Below are 21,740 nucleotides of genomic sequence, written 5' to 3' on the forward strand. Positions count from 1 at the left end.
GGTCAGAGCATCCAGGTGGCGAGCGGCGGATAGAAAAGCAGCAAGCCAAGGACAAGCAGTTGCAACGCTATGAACGGCAGCAGCGCCGTATAAATGTGCTTCAGCGTGATGTCCGGTGGCGCGACGCTCTTGAGATAAAAAGCGGCGGGGCCAAAGGGAGGCGTCAGATAAGAGACCTGCATGTTCACGGCAAACAGGATGCCGAACCAAATCGGGTCGTAGCCCAGTTGAATAATGATCGGCACGAAGATCGGCAGGGTCAGAAGCGCAATGCCGATCCAGTCCAGGAACATGCCGAGCACGATCAGTATCAGCATCATCACCAAGATGATGACGACAGGAGCGGCATCGAGACCAAGAATTGCGGCGGAGACGAAACGGTTGCCGCCCATCAGATTGTAGACACCGACAAGGACGGCGGCGGCAATACCGATCCAGATGATCATGCCGCAAGTTTCGAGCGTGTGAACGAGACTATTCTGCAGCATCTTCACATTGAGTTCGCGGCGTAGCGCCGCAATCACCAGAACGGACGAGACACCGAGCGCAGCCGCTTCGGTGATCGAAGCCACGCCAGCATAGATTGAGCCTAGCACGGCTATGACGATGAAGAGCGGCGCGATCAGAGCCCTGATGGCCGTGCCAATCGATTCCTCAGCATGTTCGGCGTCTGACATCGGTGGGCCAAGTTCCGGATTCCTGATGCAGCGAAAAAGCACGTAGGCGATGTAGCAACCCAGAAGCAAGAGAGCAGGCGTGATGGCTGCGACGAACAGGTCTGCGATCGAGACGCCTGCGACAAGACCGTAGATGATTAGAACGATCGAAGGCGGCATCATCGTGCCCAGAGATCCGCCTGCGCATACAACGCCTATCGAAAGTGAACGGTCGTATCCAAGCCGGAGCATCTGCGGCAGTGCTAGAATGCCGAGAAGCACGATCTCGCCCCCGATTACGCCCGACATGGCAGCCATCAGGATCGCGACAATCAGCGTCTGGACGGCGACGCCACCCGGCAATCTCCCCGCCAGAATTCGCATTCCGTTGAACAAGTCCTTGGCGATACCCGATCTGTCCAGCAGCGCAGCCATTAGGATGAACATGGGTATGGCGACCAGCGAATATTCGGTGATGAAGCCGAAGATACGAGACGTCACGAGCGGCAATGCGTTGCCGCCAAACCATCCATACGTGAAAATCAACGCGACCAGTCCCGTGACCCAGGCCAGCGGCTGACCGGTCATCAGGAGCAACAGGATCAGCGCGACGAGGAGGAGCGTGCCGTTCTCGATACCGATGGCGTTCAGTCCCATTGTCAGCGATCCCCGTCCGTATCCTGGCTAACGTCGCGACGGATCGCCTTGACGAGATGGATCGCGCTCTGGAACAGCATCAATACGACGCAGATCAGGATAATGATCTTGAGCAGCGCCGGCGTTGGCGGGTTCCAGGCGGTGCCTGTGCCTTCGAAACGTATGTCGCCGGACGGCGTGTGCGTCGCTTTCCACGCAAGTACCCAGCCAGCATAGCCCAGACCCGCGAAAAAGATCATTGCAATGACAGAATTCACGATATCGAGCCAGCGGCGCACTGCGGGCGAAACCGCGTCGTAAATCATGCGCACCCGTATATGCTTGTCCCTGGCGAGCGCGATAGGACCGCCGATGAGAAAGGTGGCAGCGATCAGGAATGTGGTCGATTCATGCACCCACAGCGTCGGACTGTCGAAGACGTAGCGAGCAATTACTTCGTAAACGCTGATCGCAAATGCAACGAAAATCGCCCATGAGAGTACAGTTGCGGATCTCGCCACGAGCCGGTCGAGTCTGCTGCGTGTTCCGGCGTCGGGATCTTCATCAACCAGATCGAGATCGGCGTCAGACATCGTCTTGCTCCACATATCGAGCCCGGCCGAAACATTCGGCCAGGCAAGTGTCGGGATCTGCGTTAGAGCCGTGGAATCAGAGCTGATTGCGACCCTGGAGATAAGCGACAACGGCGTCGTAATAGCGTTGTGTCATCTCGGTCTTGCCGGCCCAATTTTCCCACTCCTGCTGGGCTATGCGACGGAACTTTGCGCGCTCGTCGCCGGACCAGTTGATGATCTCGATATCGGGATTTTCCTTTGCCTCGGCGACAGCCTCGGCGTCGAGTTTGCGCACCGAATAGACGTGTTGGAATATGAACTGGTCCACCGAGGCGTTGAGGATCGCCTTGAGATCATCCGGGAGTTCGTCCCACACCGATTTCGTCATGGAAATGTCGATCAGCGGGAGCGAATGAAACCCGGGATACAGCGGATAGTGGGCGATATCGTTCATGCCCTGGGACTGGTTCGTGGCAAAAACCGTGTAGTCGGCCGCTTCCACAACGCCCTTGTCAAGAGACGTGAATACTTCGGAGCCCGGCAGCGCCACCGGTGACGCGCCCGCCTTGGAAAAGATCTCGTAGACCATGCCTTCCGGCGCGCGAAGCTTGAGGCCCTTCAGGTCTTCGACGGAGCGCAACGGCTTGCTGGACACGAAGGCTTCCGGTTCGGTCGCAGCCGCGCCGATAAAATGAACGCCGTAAGGTTCGACCAGCTCCGCGTAGAGCTCGTGTCCACCGCCCGACTGCATGAAACCGAGAAGCTCAAACGGATCGCTCCAGGCTCCTACGAGGTTGCCCATCATTGCGAAGGCAGGATCCTTCCCCGCAAAATAGCTCGGGTCGGTGAGGTGTCCCTGGAGGATGCCAGATCCCACAGCATCGAGCGTATCGGTGTGGGGCACGACGGCGCCGATAGGCAGTATCTCGATCTCGATACGGCCGCCAGACATCTCCTTGACGCTTTCTGCCCATTTCTGCTTGTTTATGAAGCCAGGTTCACCCGCGGTCTCGGATGTCTGGAAGGTCCAGTTGTAGTCGGCTGCCATGGCAGCCCCGCATACAAGAATGGCCGTTGCAGTCACCAGCGCTCGACTAAATATTCCCTTCAGCATTGTCGTCTCCTCCCTGAGAACATTCACATATTGATCAGGACCGTTCGATCCTGGCGGAAAATTCCTTTTCCGGAGGTTAACCAATGCATGAAGCGCGCTTGTAAGCAACACCTTACATCTGGAGACCGGGACCGACGGTTTTTCCCGGAATAGAAATCAATGCAGATGAGAAAGGCTTTTTCAGATTGTGGAAAGTGGTTGCTGGAAACTATGACAAAGTGGTTCAGCAAGCCTCTGCAATGTCAAAATGGCCGGCGCGCGCAACACCCGCGGCGGAAACGCTTCGCCGGGCGGTTGCGGATATCGCCAGGCGAGCGCAAGGAAGCTGATGCCGGCGACGCGGCTTTCCTGTATAGTCCGACGCCGGATGATTCAGCCGGCAATTTCAAGCCGGGCTGATTGTACGGGACTTGCCGCCATGACTACCTTGCCGACCGATGCAGCGGCCGAAACCACATTGCGCCTTCAGGACTGCCCCGACTGGCTCTACCTGTTGCGCGAATTCGACGCGCTCTACCGCCACGGCTCGGCCGGCGGAAGCCGGCTGATCCGCTCCCACCGAAAGCGGGTGCGCGACACGCTTTCCCATATCATCGACGCCAATCCTGAACTTGCCCTGCGCGGGCCCGAGACCAAGCCGGTGGCAGCCCATTTGCCACGGGCGCTCGATCTCGGAGAACGCGGCGTCATGGCCGGCATGTCCCGCGCTCTTTCCAGGGTGGCGCCGGCGCTGACCTGGGAATACGGCTATGAGAAGGTGCCCAAAGCGCTGGCCCAGAAATACGCCTACTGCGAAATTCTCGGTTCAAGAGGCCCGGTTCGCTCCGAGCGGCTCGTGCTCGGTTTCGTGCTGTTTGCGCCCAAAACCACCTACCCCCAGCACAGTCACAACGAAATCGAGGAGAGCTACATTTCGGTCTCGGGCGCCTGGTCCGAAAACGACGCCGCCGTGCACGCGTCCGGATCGCTGATCCTCAACCGGCCCGGTCAGGAACACCGGATCACCACAGCCGATCTCGATCCCTGCCTTCTGGCCTATGCGTGGATCGGCCCGGAAGCGCGACTGAACGCGCCGGAGATGAAGTTCAGTTCACGCCGCAAATCACGGCTGAGCCAGGGCATATGAGCGAGTGTGAAGATCATCGCCGGCTAGTCAGCCGATTCTGTCGCGGCCGCTGGCCTTCGCCGTCATCCGCCCTTGTGATAGGCGTTTCGGATCTCGCGCATGACGCGCTTTTGCAGATCCGACTGATTGACGATGTTCCAGTGACTGGATTTTTCGAGCTTGGGAAGGTTGCGAATGTCGACATTGACGATCTCCCCGTCAAACCCGGGTCCCGGCGAGAAGCTGCCCGGATTTTCCTTGCTGCCGGACGCCTTGAAATTCACGAACCGGCGCACGCCCTTGGGCACCGTCGTGGCGTACAGCGGATCGAGCGTGATAACGAGATCAACAGGAATGCCGGCCTCGGTCAGATCATTGGCCATGGCGATCACCACGCTGGCTCCGAGCGAATGACCGACGAGAATGATCGGCCTGGCGCGACCCTGCGCACGGGCCGCCCTGATCTGCGCGAGCGTCTTGTCCTTCGCAGACCAGCTGACGGCCTTCGCCGGCACGCCCTTGCTGTTGAGATCGGACGCCATCTCGTTGATGCCGGTCGAGAACACGCCATTGAAGCCGCCGCGATACATGTAAATCTGCGCGCTCGACACGGACGGCGCAATCGAAAGCGCCTGCTCGACCGACTGGCCGTCGTTGATCGTTGTGCATGCGACAAGCGCGGGAAAGCCCGCCATGACCGCGATCAGGGCGGCGCAATACGCAAATCTCATCATGTCGGTTCCGTAGTCGCCTTGGGTCAGGCGCACTCTTGCAAACTTCACAGGCAAGGAAAAGCCGAAATGCCGACAATATGTTAACAATTTTCTTACGAACGCGAAGGAGCGCTGCGCCCTGGTGATTTCGCGATGCTGAACACTGTACAACACCGAGATTTTCGCTGGTTGCGGAAAATACAACAACAGTATTAATTGCCAATGCGGGCTACGCGTGCTTGACATGCCGCGCTGTTGCACAACTCAGGAGGGTTTTATGCCACACAAGTTCAAGATCGTTTCACGCAAGAACGACCAATACGGCGTGCAGTTTCTGTACAATTCGGAAATCATGGTCTGGTCCGAAAGCTACAAAGGCAAGGCCAGCGCCACGAACTGCATCGAATCGATCAAGAAGAACGCGCCGGGCGCCACCGTGGTGGATTTGACCAAGGACGACAAGGGATCAGGATACCGTTTCGAGATCGTGGAATCCAAGAACGGTCAGTATTTCGTCCGCTTCGTGGCGTCGAACGGCGAAACGATGGTCATTTCCGAAACCTATACCGACAAGCGCAACGCCCTTAACTGCGCCGCGAGCGTCGCGAAGAATGCGCCCGCCGCCGCGGTTGAAGACGACAGCTGACCATGGTCCGGATCGGCGTCAATCAGGGACGGCGATCCGTCGGCCGGTGACGCCGTACTCGTCCTTGTCGTTCTCCATCTGAACCGCGTCAAACGGATTTCCGGAAAGCGGCGTATAGCGGACCATCGCATTGCCTTCGAACACGTCCTGGCGCGCATCGTAGGTCGCCTCGAGGTCGAGCCGTTTGATCTTCGCCTGCGGATCGTGCGGCGTGGAGAAGGTGAAGTCAAGGATCACGGCCTTGATCGAGGCAAATCCGTCTTCGGCGCCGATGCATTTCCAGGCGCCGCCGCCGCCCGTGAATGGCTGTTTTCCATAGAGCCCGACCTGCGCGGAATCCGTGAAGAAAGCATGACCGCCATTGGTCAGCGAAAGAACCATGCGGCCAAGCCGCTCCTCGCCATCGTCTTCCTCGACGCGCAAAAGCAGGTAGCTGCCGACGGCGTCGATGCAGGCCGACAGATCAAGGTCATCCTGCGCGGTCGCGGCGCTGGTCGCCGTCAGCAAAGCGAACAAAACAGCGGCAAGCTTGAAAATTCTCGTCATCTCGTCTCCCCATCGAACCGGTATTCGCCACCGCCTCCATAAAAGCAAAGCGGCGACACGGATCTTATCTGGAAAATCCGAGACGCGAACCGGAAAACGGATAGTCGCGCGGCGCATTGAATTTGTCCACCTCGTAGGGGTCGACGGTAAGCGGGGCGAAGCGCAGCACAGCGTCGCCTTCGATCTCGCCATTCTCGATATCGTAATGCGCCTCGAAATCCAGCCTGGCGATCTTTGCTTCCGGCTCCCTTGCGGTGGACGACGTGAAATCCAGCAGCATGACCCGCACTTTTCCCGAACCGTCTTTTTCGCCGAGACATTCCCACACGCCCTGCGCGTCCGTGAATGGCTGATATCCATAAATGCCGCTCTGCGCGGAATCCGTGAAAATGGCGTTTCCGCCAACGGTCAGGGTCAACAGCATGCGCCCGACCCAGTTCTGCTTCCTGATGACCACCTGGCGCTCGAGCAGATAGGCGCCGACTGCGCCGGGGCATGCTCCCGCCTCCCCGGCGACAGGGTTTTCTTGCGAGGCCAATGCAACAGCTGGACAATGAAGCAGCGCCGCCACGGCGGCGACCTTGAGGATCCCCTGACTTCGGTCCATTCGGAAAATCCCTTATTTGAAAAAATGAAACGGCGCCGTCAGTTGACGGTCGGGCTGAACAATAGCTTGATATAAGACCTGTAGAGAAGAATTTGTTTGGAAAGCACGGCGGGTTCGCCCAATGCTTTCGACAAAATGATGCCGCCGTCGACTGTGCTCGACACCATGTCCGCCACCGACTGGAGGTCGACGTCGTCGCGCGGCGGATACACCGCGGCGATCTCTTCCAGCGCGGCGACGAAGCGCTCGCGCCAGCCGAGAACAGCGGTGCGGTTCAGCGACCGGACCGACGGGTCGAACAGACGTTCATTGTAGCAATAGGCCGCGACCATGCAGCCGGGATGACCGTTCGGCAGATCCGCCATTTTCTCGGCGAGCAGTTTCAGGCCGATCAGGAAGGCGTGCAACGGGTCGTCGTGTAGTTCCCTCGCCCGGTCGAAGAGTTCGTCGAGAAGGCCGTCCTCGCGATCGAGATAGCGTTGCAGAAGCGCCCGCGCGAGCTCGTTCTTGTCACGGAAATGGTAGAAGAAACCGCTTTTGGTGATCTGCGCCTCTGCGATGATTTCCTCGATCGACGTTGCGCCGAACCCCTTGGCGAGAACCGACAACTCGGCGATATCCAGTAGCCGCTCCCGTGTTTCCTGCCCTTTTCCCATGGTTCGAACCAACCTGACCTCGAGTTCAGTAAAATCCGCAATGCTGGCCGACAAAACGGACACGACCTCGCCAAGCATCTGCTTTCAAAGTGAATTAATGTCCATTTTTCAGTAGCCTAACTTGGCCATCGCCCGCAAGACCGCCAGTGCGACTTCCAGGCGCCCCGACACCACCCGAAACAGGCAGTCGCGAGGGGTTCCGGTTCAATGTGAGACCGGTCGCCACAGGCGCGGGAGACACCGGCGTCAGCGATCGTTGCTGACTCGGTCTTTCAAGAAAGGCGGGAGGCGGGCGCCGGCGCGCCTCCCGCGGCAATCACGACTGTCTATTCCGCCGCATCACGATGCTCGAGGGTCAGCCCCTTGGCGGTCCTCGGCGCGAAACCCTTCCAGTAGGTGTGCTCGGGCTTGAACGTTCCGTCCTCATTGACGGCGACGACGCCGTCCGCCGAGTTCTCCAGCACGTCGAGGAAAGAGGCCAGTTCATCATCTCCCTCCAGATACTCGCCGAAAAATGCAGTGACGAAATGCTGGGCGATATTGTTCATTCGCACCGTGTCCCATACGGCGTCGGCGTAGTGCTCGAAGGGCACGAAATCGAGGTGTTCCGACGGCAGCCAGGATTCAGCCGGCGCCGGCATGGGGGCGGCCGCATTGTGGTTGGCGAAGGCGAAGGTGAGCAGATAGCGATCCGTATTCACCGCGCCCTCGAAGATCGCCTTCGTTCCCTTTTCATAGCCAGAAACGTCGTCATTGCTGCCGGCGATGAACAGCATCGGGATCCGGACGCCCGCAAGACCCGCCGCGTCCCAGAAACCGGCGTTCATGCCCCAGGGGCCGATGGCGACGACAGCTTTGATGCGATCGTCGAAAAGAGACTGGTGCGTATCGCTGCCCGCCAAATGCACTTTCAATGTGCCGGCAGGCGCGCCCCAGGGATAGGCGGTGCTGGCTTCCGTTACGCCGGCTCCGGCGGTGATCACCGCGCCATAACCGCCCATCGAGTAGCCGACAAGGCCCGTATTGCCGGCATCGACCAGTCCGTTCAGAAAGCTGTCGTCAGACTTCGACAACCGGTCGATTTCAGCCAGCACGAAAAGCTGGTCGAACGGCCTGTTGACCAGCGTGCTCCCAAAAGCCGCCTTGTTGTCATAGGTGCTGTCAGTGTGGTCGATCGAGACGACGACATATCCCTTTGTCGCGAGGTTTTCAGCGAGCGGGCTCATCAGGAAACGGTTGCCAGGATAGCCGTGCGACACGATGATCAGGGGAAACGGCGTTTCAGCCGACGCCGGCTCGGCGTCACGAACGGCGCGTCCCTGCAGGCTTACCTCTGTAACGCCGTCGCGCAGGAGCACCCCTTCATAGGTTCCGCCCGATCCGGTTCCATCTGCAGCCGGATACCACACCTCCAGTGTCAGCGGCCGGTCATAGGTGGGCAGGTCCTTGCCTTCTTCAACTTTTAGAATATCGATCTGGCCCGGATTGACCACTTCGATCTGCCGCACGCCAATCTCATAATCTCCGAAAGACGCCAGTTCGGGCGCGTCGGGCCGGATCTGGTCGATGCGGTTTTCCGCAGAGGCGACAGCTGTAAATCCAAGGAACGCCATTAAAAGAATACTCGCAATTTTCGCCATTTTCAGTCTCTCCCTTTTGACCGGCGAGGCCTCGCCGGAGGTTGCAGCATACGCGCTCCGAGGCCGCAGTACAGAAGGAATGTGTCGTCGGCTTAACAGCCGGACGTCAGGGTTTTGTCCGGTAGAGGCGGATCTGAAGTTCACGCCCCTTGGAGTAATTGACGCCGACGATCGGCTCGCCCGCAATCATACCCTCGCGACCGCCCGGCAGGCTGGCGAATACAGAAGTGGCGTCCTTGTCCGACATGGCGACAACACCGCACGCGCCATTTTCCGCAAGAAACTCGGCAACATTGTGGGGACGCAGATTTTGGACCCGATCCGTCCCGACCAGAAAAACAAGGCTCGGTTCCCGGAATGAAAGCGACCCGAGCACGGACGTCTCGCACGGTTTTTCCTCGGCGAAACGTTCGGCTATCTGACGGTTCAGCCACAGCCGGTCGAGCCCCGGCAGAACGCTTGCGAAGAGCGTGCAATAGGCAATGGAGGCGGCGAGCGCAGCGAACAGGACCCTGCGCATTGGCGTTAGATCGAAAGTGTTCACCAGGGCGAACCAGCCCGCAAGCAGGATCAGGATCGCGGCCGCCAGGCCCTGCCACTGGAACCCCGCCTTGAGATAGATCGGCAGCCCCACGGAAACGACGGCGAGACCCACAGCCACGACGCCCGTTCCAAATGCGCCAAGACCATGCAGCACACGCTGCCACAGCAGAGGGGTATTTCGATCCTGTTCACTCAGCGTGAGACACCAGGCTCCCATCAGCAGGATCGCAGGATAGGCGGGCAACATATAGTGCGGCAGCTTGGTCGGAATAATTTCGAATACGACGAAGAACGGCAGATACCATGCGACACAGAACAACAGCCGCGCATCGGCGCGCATGCGCCGCAGGGCGTTGGCGCCGCCGACAAGCGCCAGAAACCCAAAAGGCCAGACAAAAAGCGAATAGGTGAGGAGATAATACCCCGGCGGAGCGCCGTGCGACTCCTGGCCGCCTGCGACTTTTCCGATAAGATCGCGACCGAGCGCTTCCTGCCAAAACGCGCCTTCGCTCTTCCATGTGATCAGGACCAGCCACGGCGTCGCGATGAGCAATGCAAGCAGCGCCCCGCGCAGCGGCCTCAGGTCCGCGAGCCAGCGACGCGCACGCCCACGGTCGAAAACGACGATGGTCGCTACCGTCAACCCGCTCAGTAGCGGCGTTATCGGTCCCTTGACCAGGATCGCAAGTCCCTGCGCAACCCAGAACATCCACGACCAATGCGCGGCAGGGATAACGTCATAACGGCGGGCCAGATATATGCGTGCAAGAAAGCCTTGCGCCAGGATCGACAACAAAAGCAACACGGAGTCCGTCTTGGCCAGACGTCCCTCAAACGCCACACCGAATGTGCCGATGAACATGACGGCGGCGATCAGCCCCGCCGCCGGACCGAACATGAACCCGCCAATCCACAACACGGCTACGCCGGCGAGCGCCATGGCGAGTGTGGAGACAATCCTGTAGGTCCACAACGAGGCGTCCACGCCACCGCCCAGAAGCTGGACCGAAGCCGCCTGCAGCCAATAGATGCCGACGGGTTTCTTGTATCGGCTTTCATCCTGAAACCGGATGTCGACATAATCGCCGGTCTCGACCATCTGTTTCGTCGCCTGAATGAATCGCGCCTCGTCGCGATCGGTCGGAGGCGCCTGCCCAATGCCGGGCGCAATGACCAGCAGGCCGAAAAGAAAAACAAGAATGGCCTGAAGCGGTCGTAACCGCGACCCGTTCGACATGGCGTTTCAGCGGCCGTCAGTTGGTGTCGGCCATCGCCGCCTTTCTTTCTGCGGCGATCAGCCAGAGATTGCGAACATAAATGATAAGCCCCATCCCCTGGCCGGCGATAAACACCGGGTCCTGGCGCTGGATGGCGTAGATGAAGAGCAAAGTGCCGCCGAACAGGGAAAAAAACCAGAAGGCGACAGGCACGACGCTGCGCTTGGCGCGCTCTGAAGCAATCCATTGGACGACGAAGCGCATCGTGAAACACGCCTGGGCGACGAAACCCAGCACCACCCAAGCGTCAAGCTGCGCGACGAATACCGTGTAAAACCAGTTGATCAGTGGCGCCAAAACATCAGTCATACCGAACTTCCTCAGCGACAGGCATCTGCCTGCGGCGGCGCTTCAGCCACCAAACCCCGAATAGATCCATCGCGCCGCGCAGGCCGCGGTCAAGAATTCCATAGTTTGATTTTCCAAACCGGCGCGGACGGTCAACAACGTCCATGGCCACCACGTCGTAGCCTTCCTGAATAACGAGCGCCGGCAGAAACCGGTGTGTGCCATTGAAAAACGGAAGTCGCCGAAAGGTCTCTGTGTGCAGCACTTTCAGACCGCATCCGGAATCCCGGGTCTTGTCGCCGAGAATCGAGCCCCGCAGCCAGTTTGCGAAACGCGACGAGAGCTGCTTCAACTTTGTGTCCTTGCGCTTTACGCGCTGTCCGCAGGCGATGCCAACGCCGGGACCGGCTTCGACCAGTCTGTCAACGAGTTGCGGAATGTATTGCGGATCGTTCTGCCCGTCCCCGTCGATCGTGGCGACGATCGCTCCATCCGCAGCGAGCACGCCGCTGCGAAGCGAAAGGCTCTGTCCGACGGACTCGCGATGACGCACATGCCTCAGCGGGAACGGTCTACGAGCATGTTCTTCAGCCAGAACTGTCGCTGTGTCATCCGTCGAGCCGTCATCGACGACAATAACCTCGAAACTTCTCCCCGCCATGTGCTGTTCGATCTCGTCGAGCAGCGGCGGGATGTTTTCCGCCTCGTTCTTGCAGGGAATGACGATCGAAATCATGCCTTCGCCTTGAAATATTCTTGATCGATTGCGGAATGCAAATTTCGGCGAGACCGGAGCGGCCTGGCTTTCGTCAACCGTTCCGGAACGTCGTGTCAACCGGGCCGCGGTGGCATTAGCAAATCGTATGATAGGGCGCAAGTTTCATCTCGACGACACAGGTCATGGGCTCGCAAAGCAAGAGGCGCGTGGTCGGGAACTACGACGCAGCAATACGAATGGCTTGACATCCTGACGTGCAGCTTATTCAAAACAAAGCAGTAATGGAGGAGACCATATGCTCGGACTCATGCAGGAATGGCCGCTGCTGTGCCACAAGATCATTGACCACGCCGCCAATTTTCACGGAGATCGTGAAATCGTAACCCGCACGGTCGAGGGCCCTGTCACACGGACCAATTACCGCGACATGCGGCGACGATCGTTGAAACTGGCGAAGCGGCTCGAGAGAGAGGGAGCGCGGATCGGCGACCGGATCGCCACCATGGCCTGGAACACTTCGAGGCATCTGGAAAGCTGGTACGGCATAACCGGCATCGGCGCTGTCTATCACACGCTCAATCCTCGCCTGTTTCCGGACCAGATCGCATGGATTATCAACGATGCGGAAGACAAGTTCCTGTTCGTCGATACGACTTTCCTGCCGATTATCGAGGCGATCGCCGACAAGACGCCGAGTATCAAAAAGGTTTTCGTGCTCACCGATGCAGAGAATATGCCTGAAACGAAGCTTGATAATGCGGTCTGCTACGAGGAATGGCTTGACGAGACCGACGATGACTTTGCCTGGCGGCGGTTCGACGAACGCACGGCAGCCGGCATGTGTTACACGTCGGGAACGACAGGCGATCCGAAGGGCGTGCTCTACTCGCATCGCTCCAACGTGCTTCACAGCATGGTTGTCTGCCAACCAGACATGATGAACCTGTCTGCGCGCGACCGGATGATGCCGGTCGTTCCGTTCTTCCACGCCAATGGCTGGGCGACCGCTTTCACCTGCCCGCTGGTCGGCTCCACGATGGTGCTGCCCGGCGCAGGGATGGACGGCGAATCCCTTTACAACCTCCTGAACGACGAGAAGGTGACGATTACGGCGGCTGTGCCGACAATCTGGCTGATGCTGCTGCAGTATCTGGAGAATTCAGGCAACGAGCTCCCGTATCTGGAGCGGGTTGTCATAGGCGGATCTGCGTGTCCCAGAGCCATCACACAGACCTTCCAGGAAAAATATGAAGTCGAAGTCATCCACGCCTGGGGCATGACCGAAATGAGTCCGCTCGGCTCGATGTGCACCATCAAGCCGGAGTATGAAGACCTGACAGGAGAGGAAAAGCTCGACCTGCAGCAGAAACAGGGCCATCCTCCCTTCACCGTCGAGATGAAAGTGACGGATGACGAGAACAACGAGCTTCCCTGGGACAGCAAGTCGTTCGGACGATTGAAGGTGCGCGGACCCGCGGTTGCTGCGGCTTACTACAAGAACCGCGGCGAGGAACTGTTCGACAACGAGAACTGGTTCGACACGGGCGATGTCGCGCATATGGATCCGCACGGCTACATGGAGATCACAGACAGGGCGAAGGACGTCATCAAATCCGGCGGCGAATGGATATCCACGATCGAACTCGAGAATCTGGCCGTCGGCCACGAAGATGTCGCCGAGGCGGCTGTCATCGGCATCGCGCATCCAAAATGGGACGAGCGACCGCTGCTGATTATCGTGCCAAAAGAGGGGCATGAGCCAAAGAAGGACGACCTGCTGAAATATCTCGAGGACAAGGTCGCCAAGTGGTGGTTGCCGAACGATGTCGTAACCGTGGAGGAAATTCCACACACAGCGACCGGCAAGATCCAGAAAACCGCGCTTCGGGAACAGTTCAAGGATTACAGTTTCCCGACCGAATAGGGCTAATGGCCGGCCTCGCGCAAGAGGTCGGCCTACCCGCCGAACGCCCTTGAAAGAGCATAGCCGGCCAGAGCCGAGACACCGGTCAGGGTGGTTCCCCAGGCTATGTCCGCGAAGACGACGGCGAGCGGCCAGTTTTTCAAAGTCGCGTAATTCGTCACGTCGTAGGTGCCGTAAGCGAGCGCGCCAAACAGGGCTCCGGCAAAGAGAGCCGCCGTCCAGGATTGATCCCGAAGCGCCGGCAATACGGCGAAGAAAACGATGCCGGCCACATAGAACACGTAGAAAAGCCCGGCGGCGCCCAGCTTGGGTTGATCGAGAAGCAATGTCCCTATCTGTCGGCGATAGAAGTCGTTTGCGATCCGGGTCAGCCATACGTAATCCAACGCAAAGAAAACGGTCGCGGTCAGAACATAGGCTTTTGCGAACTGGATCATCATGCTTCTCCGTTCCAATCGACGAGTGCTTCCTTTACGGCCCTATGAAGTCGCCGGATCACCAGACCGTGATTTTCCTGCAGATAGCGGCGTCCCGGTGATCCGGCCACCGCAAAGAAACGTAGATGTCTCCGAAGCACTTTTTCGGAGGCGTTCTTGACCAAACTTAACATAGCTGTGATCGGCAGTGGCATCTCGGGACTGTCGGCGGCATGGCTGCTTGCGAAGAAGCACACTGTCACGATTTTCGAAAAGGCGGACTACGCCGGCGGCCACGCCAATACCGTGGATGTGACCACCGGCGACGGTCCAGCATCTGTCGATACGGGATTCATTGTCTTCAACGAGACAAACTATCCGAACCTCAGCGCTCTCTTCCGTCACCTCGGCGTCGCCTGTGATAACACATTGATGGGTTTCTCGTTGACTTGCGACGATGGCCGCTACGAATACAGCGCATCGGGCGCCAACGGATATTTCGGACAACGCAGCAACATCGCGCGGATAAGACATTGGGTGCTGTTGAAAGAAATTGCCCGATTTTTCTCGGAAGCCAAGACGAGAATGGGAATCTATCACAGGGATACGCCGCTCGGCGAATTTCTGAAGCGCGAAAACTATTCACAAGCCTTCATCGAAGATCACATCCTGCCGATGGGCGCAGCCATCTGGTCATCGACGCCTGACGACATGCTGGCATTTCCGGCGCAAAGTTTCATCCAATTCTACGACAATCACGGATTGCTGCAGTTCAAGAACCGGCCCCTTTGGCGGACGGTCAAAGGCGGCAGCCGCAACTATGTCAACCGTATTCTCGAAGACAGCGCTCTCGATGTCCGTCTTGGAACAGACCTCAAGCATATCCGGCGCAAGGGGGATTGCGTGACTCTGGAAACGACGGATGACGTGGTCCATCTGTTTGATCACGTGGTGTTGGCAACGCATCCCGATCAGGCGCTCGCGCTACTCGGTGACGCAGACGCCGCGGAACGTTCGCTGCTGTCGCAGTTCACCTACCAGAAGAACGTCGCCGTGCTCCATCGAGACCCGTCATGGATGCCTCGACGTCGCCGCCTCTGGACAAGCTGGAACTACCTGAAGTCAAGCGTCAGCGGAGATTTGTGCGTGACGTACTGGATGAACCAGCTACAGCAACTGCCAACACGCGAGAATATATTCGTTACTCTTAACCCGACTGAAGAAATCGATCCCGATCTTGTCGTTCGCGGTATTGACTACGAACATCCGCTCTTCGACGCCGAGGCTTTGCGCGCGCAGACAAAAATGGCTTCGATCCAGGGGCAACGACGGACATGGTTCTGCGGGAGTTGGCTCGGCTACGGTTTCCATGAAGACGGCATCGCCAGCGGTCTGAACGTGGCGGAACAGCTCGGTGGCGTCGCCCGGCCCTGGCGCAGGGATCAGGACTACATCCGCAACGCCCCGTCCGAACAGCTCGAATTGCAGGTCGCAGAATGACCCTGGAGGAAGGAATTTTCGTGGGCACGGTGATGCACAAGCGGATGCGTCCCGTGCGACACGAGTTCCGCTACTCGGTATTCTCCCTTCTGATCGATGTCGACCGGATGGAAGAAATTGCGAAACGTCTTCGCTTGCTTTCCGTTGACCGCGGAAATCTTTTCTCGATATTTCGTCGCGACCACGGCGCCGGCGACGGGCAATTGCGACGGCATCTTGATGGATTGGCGACGCGCATGATCGGACCGGAGCGCATGGAACGATGGCTGATGCTGACCTATCCGCGCATTCTGGGATACGTTTTCAATCCTTTGACCGTCTACTATGGACTGGACGGGGATGGGCGCGTCAGAGGCGTCGTCTACGAGGTCAGCAACACGTTTGGCGAACGCCACAGCTATGCGCTTCCGGTGGAAGCGGACGGAGCCGCCATACGTCAGACGGCGGACAAGGCGTTTTACGTGTCGCCGTTCAACCCGGTCTCCGGACGCTACAGGTTCCGCACCCGTACGCCGGACGAAACTGCGCAGATGACGATACTGCTGGAAGACGAGGCCGGCCCGATGTTCGCTGCGGCTTTTTCCGGCAAACGACAGCCGCTGACGGACCAGGTGCTGTCAGCGCTTTTTGCGCGCCACTGGTTCATGACGTTCAAGGTGTGGGGAGGCATCCATTATGAAGCTCTGCGACTTTGGCTCAAGGGCCTGAAGATTTATCCACGTCCGGGGAACGGCGAGGAAACCAAAGCTTACGCCCGATCCTTGATCATGCGTCCGACGGCCCGGAAGTAAAGCGCGTTCGGAAGACAGCGCAACAGCCCAAAAACAGTTGCAAAGGGATGCGGAAAGCGGATTTCGAACCGCTCTTTCTGAATTCCGCTTATGATGTAGTCGGCCGCCTGCTCCGCGCTTATCAGCTGTGGCATCTTGAAATCATTCTTTTGAGTAAGCTTCGTATCGACGAATCCTGGATTGACCAGAGTGATACGGATATTGAAACGTTTCAGGTCAAGCTTGAGGGTTTCGGCAAGACTGATCAGCGCAGCCTTTGTCGGTCCATAGTTCACTGTCCTGGGCAAACCGCGATAGCCCGACAGGGATCCAACAATAACGATATGCCCCTTTCCCTGCCGTTTCATGATGGGGACGAGGGCGGCGATCGCATGAATGGCGCCCATATAATTCACCTCGACGCCCCTTCTGATGGACGCGATGTCGATGTCTCCGGGTTCGAGCGGCTTCCAGGCTCCAGCTGACAGAACCACAGTATCTATCGCTCCGAATCTGCTCGCAATGTCTTTCGCGGCGTTTTCGACTGCCTCTGCATTCGTCACATCGAGGGGGAATGCAACTATGCCACGCCCCTGCTTTTCCATCTCGAACAATGGATCCGTCGACCGGGCGGAAACGGCGATATTCTGCGCCATTCCGGCGACCTTTTCCGAAAAGGCCCTGCCAATTCCCGAACTGGCGCCGATCACCCAGACATTGCCGGGGTCAAACTGCGGGCCCGCCATTGATCAAATACCAATCAGCGGCTGCAGGATCCGGCTCACCATGCCTTTGAATCGCGTCGGGCGCTCCGTCGCCACCAGACAGATGCAATCGATATCGGAATCGACAAAAGGCTGATGCTCGACGTGTTCGTCAAGATCGGCGATGTCGCCGGCCGCAAACTGCCCGAAAACATCGCTGTAGGAGCCTTCGAGGATGAGGGTCATTTCGGTTCCGCCATGGCCATGTTCAGGCATCTTTCTGCCGGGCGCAATTTTCAGCATGTAAAGCGACGATGTCGACGAGGCGATATCTATACGATGACGCTGCATCCCGGGCACAATCGTGCGCCATGGCACCTGATCCAGATCGCCGCCAATCAGGCGCGACAGCGGCAGGGGCACCTTGCCGGCGGTCGGCCCGGGCGTCAGAAGCGGTTCCTCCGGCTCCATATCGAGCATCCGCGACAGCCTGTCAAAAGCGTCGGCTTCGAGCGGCGACGAATCCGCCGCCTCCATGACGGCGCCGCCCATTGCTTCGGCGGCCCGCACGGCTGCGCGACAATCGTCGCACATTGCAATATGAGACGCCACGACAATGGCGAACGCCTCGTCGAAATCGCCGCTGGCGTAACGCATGATCGAGGCGTCATCGAGATGGTGATGAACGGTCATCCCAGATCTTCCAGTTCTTCCCTTAGTTTGCGATAGGCTAGACGCAGTCGCGACTTTACGGTGCCAATCGGCAGATCGAGATCGCGGGCGATCTCGCTATGCGGCTTGTATTCGGCAAACGCCATTTCAACGACCTGTCTTTGTTCCGACGGAAGTTTTTCCAGTGCGCTACGGACCAAGTCGCCCTGCTGGCTGCCGATCGCTTCCGCCTCGGGACTTTCGTCCTCGCTAGCGACCATCACGGTCTCGACATCGATGTATGGCTGCGCCGGCAGGCGGCGTAGACGATCGATGCGGGCGTTACGGGCGACCGTGTAGATCCAGGTGCTGACCGCGCCTTTGTCTGGCCGATACAGCGCAGCCTTGCGCCATACGGTCAGCATCACGTCCTGCACCAGATCCTCCGCAAGATCGGAGGACGCACCGGATTTCTCCATCATTCCCTTAATTCTGGGGCCGAACCTGTCGAACAGAATTTCGAACGACGTCTTGTCTCTGGAGGTCGCGACCTCCATCATAAGAGCCTTCAGATAGTCCTGATCCGCTGTGGGGTCCGGATTCTCGATCGGCATATCCGTTCTCAAGACACTCAACATGGTCCCGACCTGTTTACTGTCGGAACCGATACGTGGCGAAATTCCAATCAGATCACAATTTCGGAAAAAATTATAGACTGGGTCTCCGTCGCACCGAAATCAGCGGTTAAAACCTGGTCCGGTTTGCAATTCCAAGGCTTATGTGGCTCATTGCAAGAGGGAGGGAACCATCATGAAACTGACGGCTCATTTTACGGACATTCGGGGACAATCTGTTTTCATTACGGGTGGCGGTTCTGGCATTGGCGCGGCCCTTACGGAGGGATTTGTGGCCGAGGGCGCGAAGGTCGCTTTCGTGCAGCGTTCGGATGCAACGGATCTCTGCGATCGTCTGGAAGCAACCTATGAAAACCGGCCGATTTTTCTCCCCTGCGACGTAACCGACGTGGAAGCCTTGAGCGCGGCCATGGAGGAGACGAAACGCCGCCATGGCGCGATCACCATCCTCATCAACAATGCGGCGTCCGACAACCGTCATGGACTGGCGGACTATTCCGTCGAAGACTGGAACGCCTCGCTGAACATCAATCTGCGACCGCATTTCTTCACATGCCAGAAAGCAGCGCCCGACATGCGAGCGGCGGGCGGCGGCTCCATCATCAACTTCTCGTCTATTTCCTACATGATGGGCAATGGCGACTACCCCGCCTATGTCGCTGCAAAGTCGGCGATCACGGGACTGACGAGAGGGCTTGCCCGCGAACTCGGACCCGACAATATCCGGGTGAACGCGCTTATGCCCGGCTGGGTGCTGACGGAACGCCAGCGCCGTTTGTGGGTTACCGGAGAAGCGCTTCAGGCGCATATCGACCGGCAGTGCCTGAAGCAGGAAATCATGCCCGAGGATATGGTGGAGCCGACGCTGTTTCTGGCCTCGTCCGCATCGCGCATGATGACCGGACAGGCGCTTGTCGTCGACGCCGGCGTTGTTGTGACAGGGTAAAGCCATGACTCCTTTCTACGCCGCTGCAGACTGGGGAACATCGACGTTCCGACTCTGGCTCGTTTCGACCGAGGGACAGGTCATCGCAGAAAGGAACAGCGACCAGGGCTTGGCCGTCGCCGCGACATCCGGTTTCGCGCAGATTCTCGAAGACCATCTCGACGCCCTTGCCGCGCCCAAGGATCTTCCCGTCATGATCTGCGGCATGGCTGGCGCACGACAGGGATGGCGCGAAGCCCCTTATCTTTCCGTTCCAGCCGCGCTGTCGGATATCTGCGATAACGCCGTCGAAATCGACGGCTCTCAGCGCCGGATCTGCATTCTGCCAGGCGTCGCCTCGCATGATCCGGTGACGCCCGACGTCATGCGCGGCGAGGAAACATCGCTTCTCGGCAATCACGCCGATTCCGACACGATGTACCTTGCCTGCCTGCCCGGAACCCACTCCAAATGGGTTCAGATCGACGAGGGGGCGATTGTCAGTTTTTCAACCTTCATGACAGGTGAATTGTTCGGACTGCTCGCAAAACATTCCATCCTGAAACACGCTGTGGACGGTCACTCGCAGATACACCGGGAAAGCCGATACTTCGCCGAAGGCGTCAAGGCCGGATACTCGAACCCGGAGGAAATCACCAGCCACCTGTTCTCGATCCGGGCGGGGCAATTGCTTCAGGGCCGGACCGGTCAGGATGGTTATGATCGCCTGTCCGGTCTGCTGGTCGGATGCGAAATCGGAGGCGCCCGCGTGCGTTTCGGCCAGACGGAAAATCTCCGCCTTATCGCCTCGGGACATCTCGCGTCCATCTATGACACGGCTTTCGAACTGCTGGATATGCCGGTGACCACGGTGGACGCCCACCAGGCCGTTCTTGACGGTCTCGGCATTGCCGCCCGACGCCTCTTCCGGTCCCATGCTGGCAGCGGCGGAGGCCTGTAGCATGAGCGCCGCGTCGGGCTGGCCACCGCTGCAGCGATCTCTTGTGGCCATATTGCGCGGGATACAGCCGCACGAAGCGGCGGATATCGTGGGCGCACTTGTCGAGGCCGGTTTCGAAGCCATCGAGATACCCCTGAATTCGCCTGACCCCTTTGCCTCCATCGAGATCGCCGTAAATACCGCCCCTGACGGCGTCCTCATCGGCGCCGGCACCGTGCTTGCTCCCGAAGATGTCGAACGTCTGTCGGAGATCGGCGGCAGGCTGGTGGTCAGCCCGAACGCCGACCCCGCCGTCATCAAGCGGACCGCGTTGCTTGGCCTTGTCTCCATGCCCGGCGTCTTTACCGCGACCGAGGCTTTTTCAGCGCTTCGCGCCGGCGCCTCCGGTCTGAAATTCTTTCCCGCCAGCGTGCTCGGCGCAACCGGCGTCGCCGCGATCAGGGCCGTGCTGCCGCCCGGGACCGAAATTGCCGCAGTGGGCGGCGTTTCGCAGACGGATTTCGCTTCCTACGCACAAGTCGGCGTCCGGACCTTCGGTCTTGGGTCCAGTCTTTACAAACCCGGACTGACCGCCGCCGAGGTCAAAACGCGCGCCGTAGAAGCCATTGAGGCATACGATACAGTTTTCGGGAGACGGAAATGAACCAGACTGTGGCGACCTACAAGGATTTCAGCGAGACAGCGTGCGAGGTCGGCGAGGGTCCAACCTATGACACAGCGACCGGGACAACCTACTGGTTCGACATTCCCGGCAAGACGCTGCTGGAGATGTCCGGGAAGGGCGAAGAGACGATCCACACCCTGCCTTTCGCGGCGAGCTTGCTGGCGGTGATCGACGACCAAAGCCAGCTGATTGCAACAGAGAACGGCCTGTTCCGGCGCACCGTCGCAGACGGCTCGCTGACGCTGATCAAGGAACTCGAGCCCGACAAACCGGAAAACCGTTCCAATGACGGCCGGGTTCATCCTTCCGGCGCCTTGTGGATCGGCACGATGGGTTGGCAGAGCGCCGATAACGCCGGGGCGATCTATCACTACTACAAGGGTGAACTCAGAACCCTCTTTGACGGGATCACCGTGCCGAACGCAATCTGCTTCACGGCGGACGGCGCGACCGGATATTTCACCGACTCGCCGGCCCGGAAAGTGATGAAGGTCGCGCTCGACCCGGCGACGGGATTGCCGGTCGCCACCCCGACCGTATTCCTGGACGAGGCGGCGAGTGATCGCGGCTTCGCCGACGGCGCGGTGGTCGACGCGGACGGCAATTTCTGGTGCGCCCGGTGGGACGGCGGCTGCGTGCAAGGGTTCGACCCGAGCGGCGTCTGCTTCGAGACGATCGAACTGCCGACGGATCGGGTGACCTGTCCCGCCTTCACAGGCCGCGACCTTTCAAGGATGATCGTGACGTCGGCCTATATCGGCCTCGACGACGATCAGATGCGCGCGCAGCCCGACGCCGGCGAAACCTTCCTCCTTGAGGCGCGGTTTCGCGGAAAGGCCGACCCTCGCGTGCTGATCTGAGGGAACCGGT

24 protein-coding genes are annotated in these 21,740 nt (G+C 58.9%); 9 read left to right on the forward strand and 15 right to left on the reverse strand.

Annotated features, from left to right (window positions below):
• Positions 1-2: 2 nt before the first annotated feature.
• From K1W69_RS09160 to K1W69_RS09170, 3 genes are all read right to left on the reverse strand, one after another.
• A complete protein-coding gene (locus tag K1W69_RS09160) occupies positions 3-1,313 on the reverse strand; it encodes a TRAP transporter large permease (RefSeq protein ID WP_220228065.1) in 1,311 nt (436 codons plus the stop codon).
• Positions 1,314-1,315: 2 nt separating this feature from the next.
• Positions 1,316-1,885: a TRAP transporter small permease subunit gene (locus K1W69_RS09165; protein ID WP_220228066.1), complete on the reverse strand. Its 570-nt coding sequence runs from the start codon at positions 1,883-1,885 to the stop codon at positions 1,316-1,318.
• 76 nt (positions 1,886-1,961) lie between these two features.
• Positions 1,962-2,981, reverse strand: a complete 1,020-nt coding sequence (locus K1W69_RS09170; protein WP_220228067.1) for a TRAP transporter substrate-binding protein — start codon at positions 2,979-2,981, stop codon at positions 1,962-1,964.
• Between the two features lie 418 nt (positions 2,982-3,399).
• Between K1W69_RS09170 and K1W69_RS09175 the strand changes: the two genes are divergently transcribed.
• Entirely contained in the window at positions 3,400-4,107 is a 708-nt protein-coding gene (locus tag K1W69_RS09175; protein ID WP_220228068.1) for a dimethylsulfonioproprionate lyase family protein, read from the forward strand.
• Between the two features lie 62 nt (positions 4,108-4,169).
• Here K1W69_RS09175 and K1W69_RS09180 read toward each other — a convergent pair whose 3' ends face one another.
• Complete coding sequence (locus tag K1W69_RS09180; protein WP_220228069.1) at positions 4,170-4,820, reverse strand: hypothetical protein; 651 nt, start codon at positions 4,818-4,820, stop codon at positions 4,170-4,172.
• Between the two features lie 256 nt (positions 4,821-5,076).
• Here K1W69_RS09180 and K1W69_RS27440 point away from each other — a divergent pair, with 256 nt between their 5' ends.
• Positions 5,077-5,445: a YegP family protein gene (locus tag K1W69_RS27440; RefSeq protein WP_220228070.1), complete on the forward strand. Its 369-nt coding sequence runs from the start codon at positions 5,077-5,079 to the stop codon at positions 5,443-5,445.
• Positions 5,446-5,463: 18 nt separating this feature from the next.
• On the opposite strand, the gene K1W69_RS09190 is transcribed toward K1W69_RS27440, so the two are convergent.
• From K1W69_RS09190 to K1W69_RS09220, 7 genes are all read right to left on the reverse strand, one after another.
• A complete protein-coding gene (locus tag K1W69_RS09190) occupies positions 5,464-5,991 on the reverse strand; it encodes a hypothetical protein (RefSeq protein ID WP_220228071.1) in 528 nt (175 codons plus the stop codon).
• 64 nt (positions 5,992-6,055) lie between these two features.
• Positions 6,056-6,598: a hypothetical protein gene (locus K1W69_RS09195; protein WP_220228072.1), complete on the reverse strand. Its 543-nt coding sequence runs from the start codon at positions 6,596-6,598 to the stop codon at positions 6,056-6,058.
• A gap of 38 nt (positions 6,599-6,636) precedes the next feature.
• The gene (locus K1W69_RS09200) at positions 6,637-7,254 is read right to left on the reverse strand and encodes a TetR/AcrR family transcriptional regulator (RefSeq protein ID WP_220229274.1); all 618 of its coding nucleotides are present in this window, start codon (positions 7,252-7,254) and stop codon (positions 6,637-6,639) included.
• Positions 7,255-7,580: 326 nt separating this feature from the next.
• Positions 7,581-8,894, reverse strand: coding sequence for an alpha/beta hydrolase family protein (locus tag K1W69_RS09205; protein ID WP_220228073.1), 1,314 nt, complete (start codon positions 8,892-8,894; stop codon positions 7,581-7,583).
• Between the two features lie 106 nt (positions 8,895-9,000).
• Positions 9,001-10,674, reverse strand: coding sequence for an ArnT family glycosyltransferase (locus K1W69_RS09210; protein ID WP_220228074.1), 1,674 nt, complete (start codon positions 10,672-10,674; stop codon positions 9,001-9,003).
• A 16-nt stretch (positions 10,675-10,690) separates the two neighbouring features.
• Complete coding sequence (locus K1W69_RS09215; RefSeq protein WP_220228075.1) at positions 10,691-11,023, reverse strand: lipid-A-disaccharide synthase N-terminal domain-containing protein; 333 nt, start codon at positions 11,021-11,023, stop codon at positions 10,691-10,693.
• Complete coding sequence (locus K1W69_RS09220) at positions 11,016-11,738, reverse strand: glycosyltransferase family 2 protein (protein ID WP_220228076.1); 723 nt, start codon at positions 11,736-11,738, stop codon at positions 11,016-11,018. Before K1W69_RS09220 ends, K1W69_RS09215 begins: the two co-directional genes overlap by 8 nt.
• A gap of 277 nt (positions 11,739-12,015) precedes the next feature.
• Here K1W69_RS09220 and K1W69_RS09225 point away from each other — a divergent pair, with 277 nt between their 5' ends.
• The gene (locus K1W69_RS09225) at positions 12,016-13,644 is read left to right on the forward strand and encodes a long-chain-fatty-acid--CoA ligase (RefSeq protein WP_220228077.1); all 1,629 of its coding nucleotides are present in this window, start codon (positions 12,016-12,018) and stop codon (positions 13,642-13,644) included.
• A gap of 32 nt (positions 13,645-13,676) precedes the next feature.
• On the opposite strand, the gene K1W69_RS09230 is transcribed toward K1W69_RS09225, so the two are convergent.
• Positions 13,677-14,081, reverse strand: a complete 405-nt coding sequence (locus K1W69_RS09230) for a DUF2177 family protein (protein WP_220228078.1) — start codon at positions 14,079-14,081, stop codon at positions 13,677-13,679.
• 156 nt (positions 14,082-14,237) lie between these two features.
• Between K1W69_RS09230 and K1W69_RS09235 the strand changes: the two genes are divergently transcribed.
• Entirely contained in the window at positions 14,238-15,560 is a 1,323-nt protein-coding gene (locus tag K1W69_RS09235) for an NAD(P)/FAD-dependent oxidoreductase (protein WP_258570965.1), read from the forward strand.
• On the forward strand, positions 15,557-16,351 hold the full coding sequence (locus tag K1W69_RS09240; protein ID WP_220228079.1) for a DUF1365 domain-containing protein: 795 nt from the start codon (positions 15,557-15,559) through the stop codon (positions 16,349-16,351). Before K1W69_RS09235 ends, K1W69_RS09240 begins: the two co-directional genes overlap by 4 nt.
• Here the strand turns inward: K1W69_RS09240 and K1W69_RS09245 are convergent.
• Genes K1W69_RS09245 through K1W69_RS09255 form a run of 3 tightly spaced genes read right to left on the reverse strand, consistent with a single transcriptional unit; the run spans position 16,309 to position 18,299 of the window.
• Positions 16,309-17,076: an SDR family NAD(P)-dependent oxidoreductase gene (locus K1W69_RS09245; protein ID WP_220228080.1), complete on the reverse strand. Its 768-nt coding sequence runs from the start codon at positions 17,074-17,076 to the stop codon at positions 16,309-16,311. The two genes, K1W69_RS09240 and K1W69_RS09245, sit on opposite strands and share 43 nt — an antisense overlap.
• Before the next feature lie 3 nt (positions 17,077-17,079).
• Positions 17,080-17,727, reverse strand: a complete 648-nt coding sequence (locus tag K1W69_RS09250) for a ChrR family anti-sigma-E factor (RefSeq protein ID WP_220228081.1) — start codon at positions 17,725-17,727, stop codon at positions 17,080-17,082.
• A complete protein-coding gene (locus K1W69_RS09255) occupies positions 17,724-18,299 on the reverse strand; it encodes a sigma-70 family RNA polymerase sigma factor (protein ID WP_220228082.1) in 576 nt (191 codons plus the stop codon). The genes K1W69_RS09250 and K1W69_RS09255 overlap by 4 nt, the downstream gene beginning before the upstream one ends.
• A gap of 196 nt (positions 18,300-18,495) precedes the next feature.
• Here K1W69_RS09255 and K1W69_RS09260 point away from each other — a divergent pair, with 196 nt between their 5' ends.
• The 4 genes from K1W69_RS09260 to K1W69_RS09275 are packed head-to-tail and all read left to right on the forward strand — an operon-like array spanning position 18,496 to position 21,730.
• Positions 18,496-19,266: an SDR family NAD(P)-dependent oxidoreductase gene (locus K1W69_RS09260; protein WP_220228083.1), complete on the forward strand. Its 771-nt coding sequence runs from the start codon at positions 18,496-18,498 to the stop codon at positions 19,264-19,266.
• 4 nt (positions 19,267-19,270) lie between these two features.
• Complete coding sequence (locus K1W69_RS09265; RefSeq protein WP_220228084.1) at positions 19,271-20,206, forward strand: 2-dehydro-3-deoxygalactonokinase; 936 nt, start codon at positions 19,271-19,273, stop codon at positions 20,204-20,206.
• Position 20,207: 1 nt separating this feature from the next.
• Positions 20,208-20,849 (forward strand): 2-dehydro-3-deoxy-6-phosphogalactonate aldolase, encoded by a 642-nt coding sequence (locus K1W69_RS09270; RefSeq protein WP_220228085.1) that lies wholly within the window; start codon positions 20,208-20,210, stop codon positions 20,847-20,849.
• Positions 20,846-21,730: an SMP-30/gluconolactonase/LRE family protein gene (locus tag K1W69_RS09275; protein WP_220228086.1), complete on the forward strand. Its 885-nt coding sequence runs from the start codon at positions 20,846-20,848 to the stop codon at positions 21,728-21,730. Before K1W69_RS09270 ends, K1W69_RS09275 begins: the two co-directional genes overlap by 4 nt.
• The last annotated feature ends 10 nt before the right edge of the window (positions 21,731-21,740 follow it).

Source organism: Flavimaribacter sediminis (genome assembly GCF_019492055.1).
GTDB lineage: Bacteria > Pseudomonadota > Alphaproteobacteria > Rhizobiales > Rhizobiaceae > Flavimaribacter > Flavimaribacter sediminis.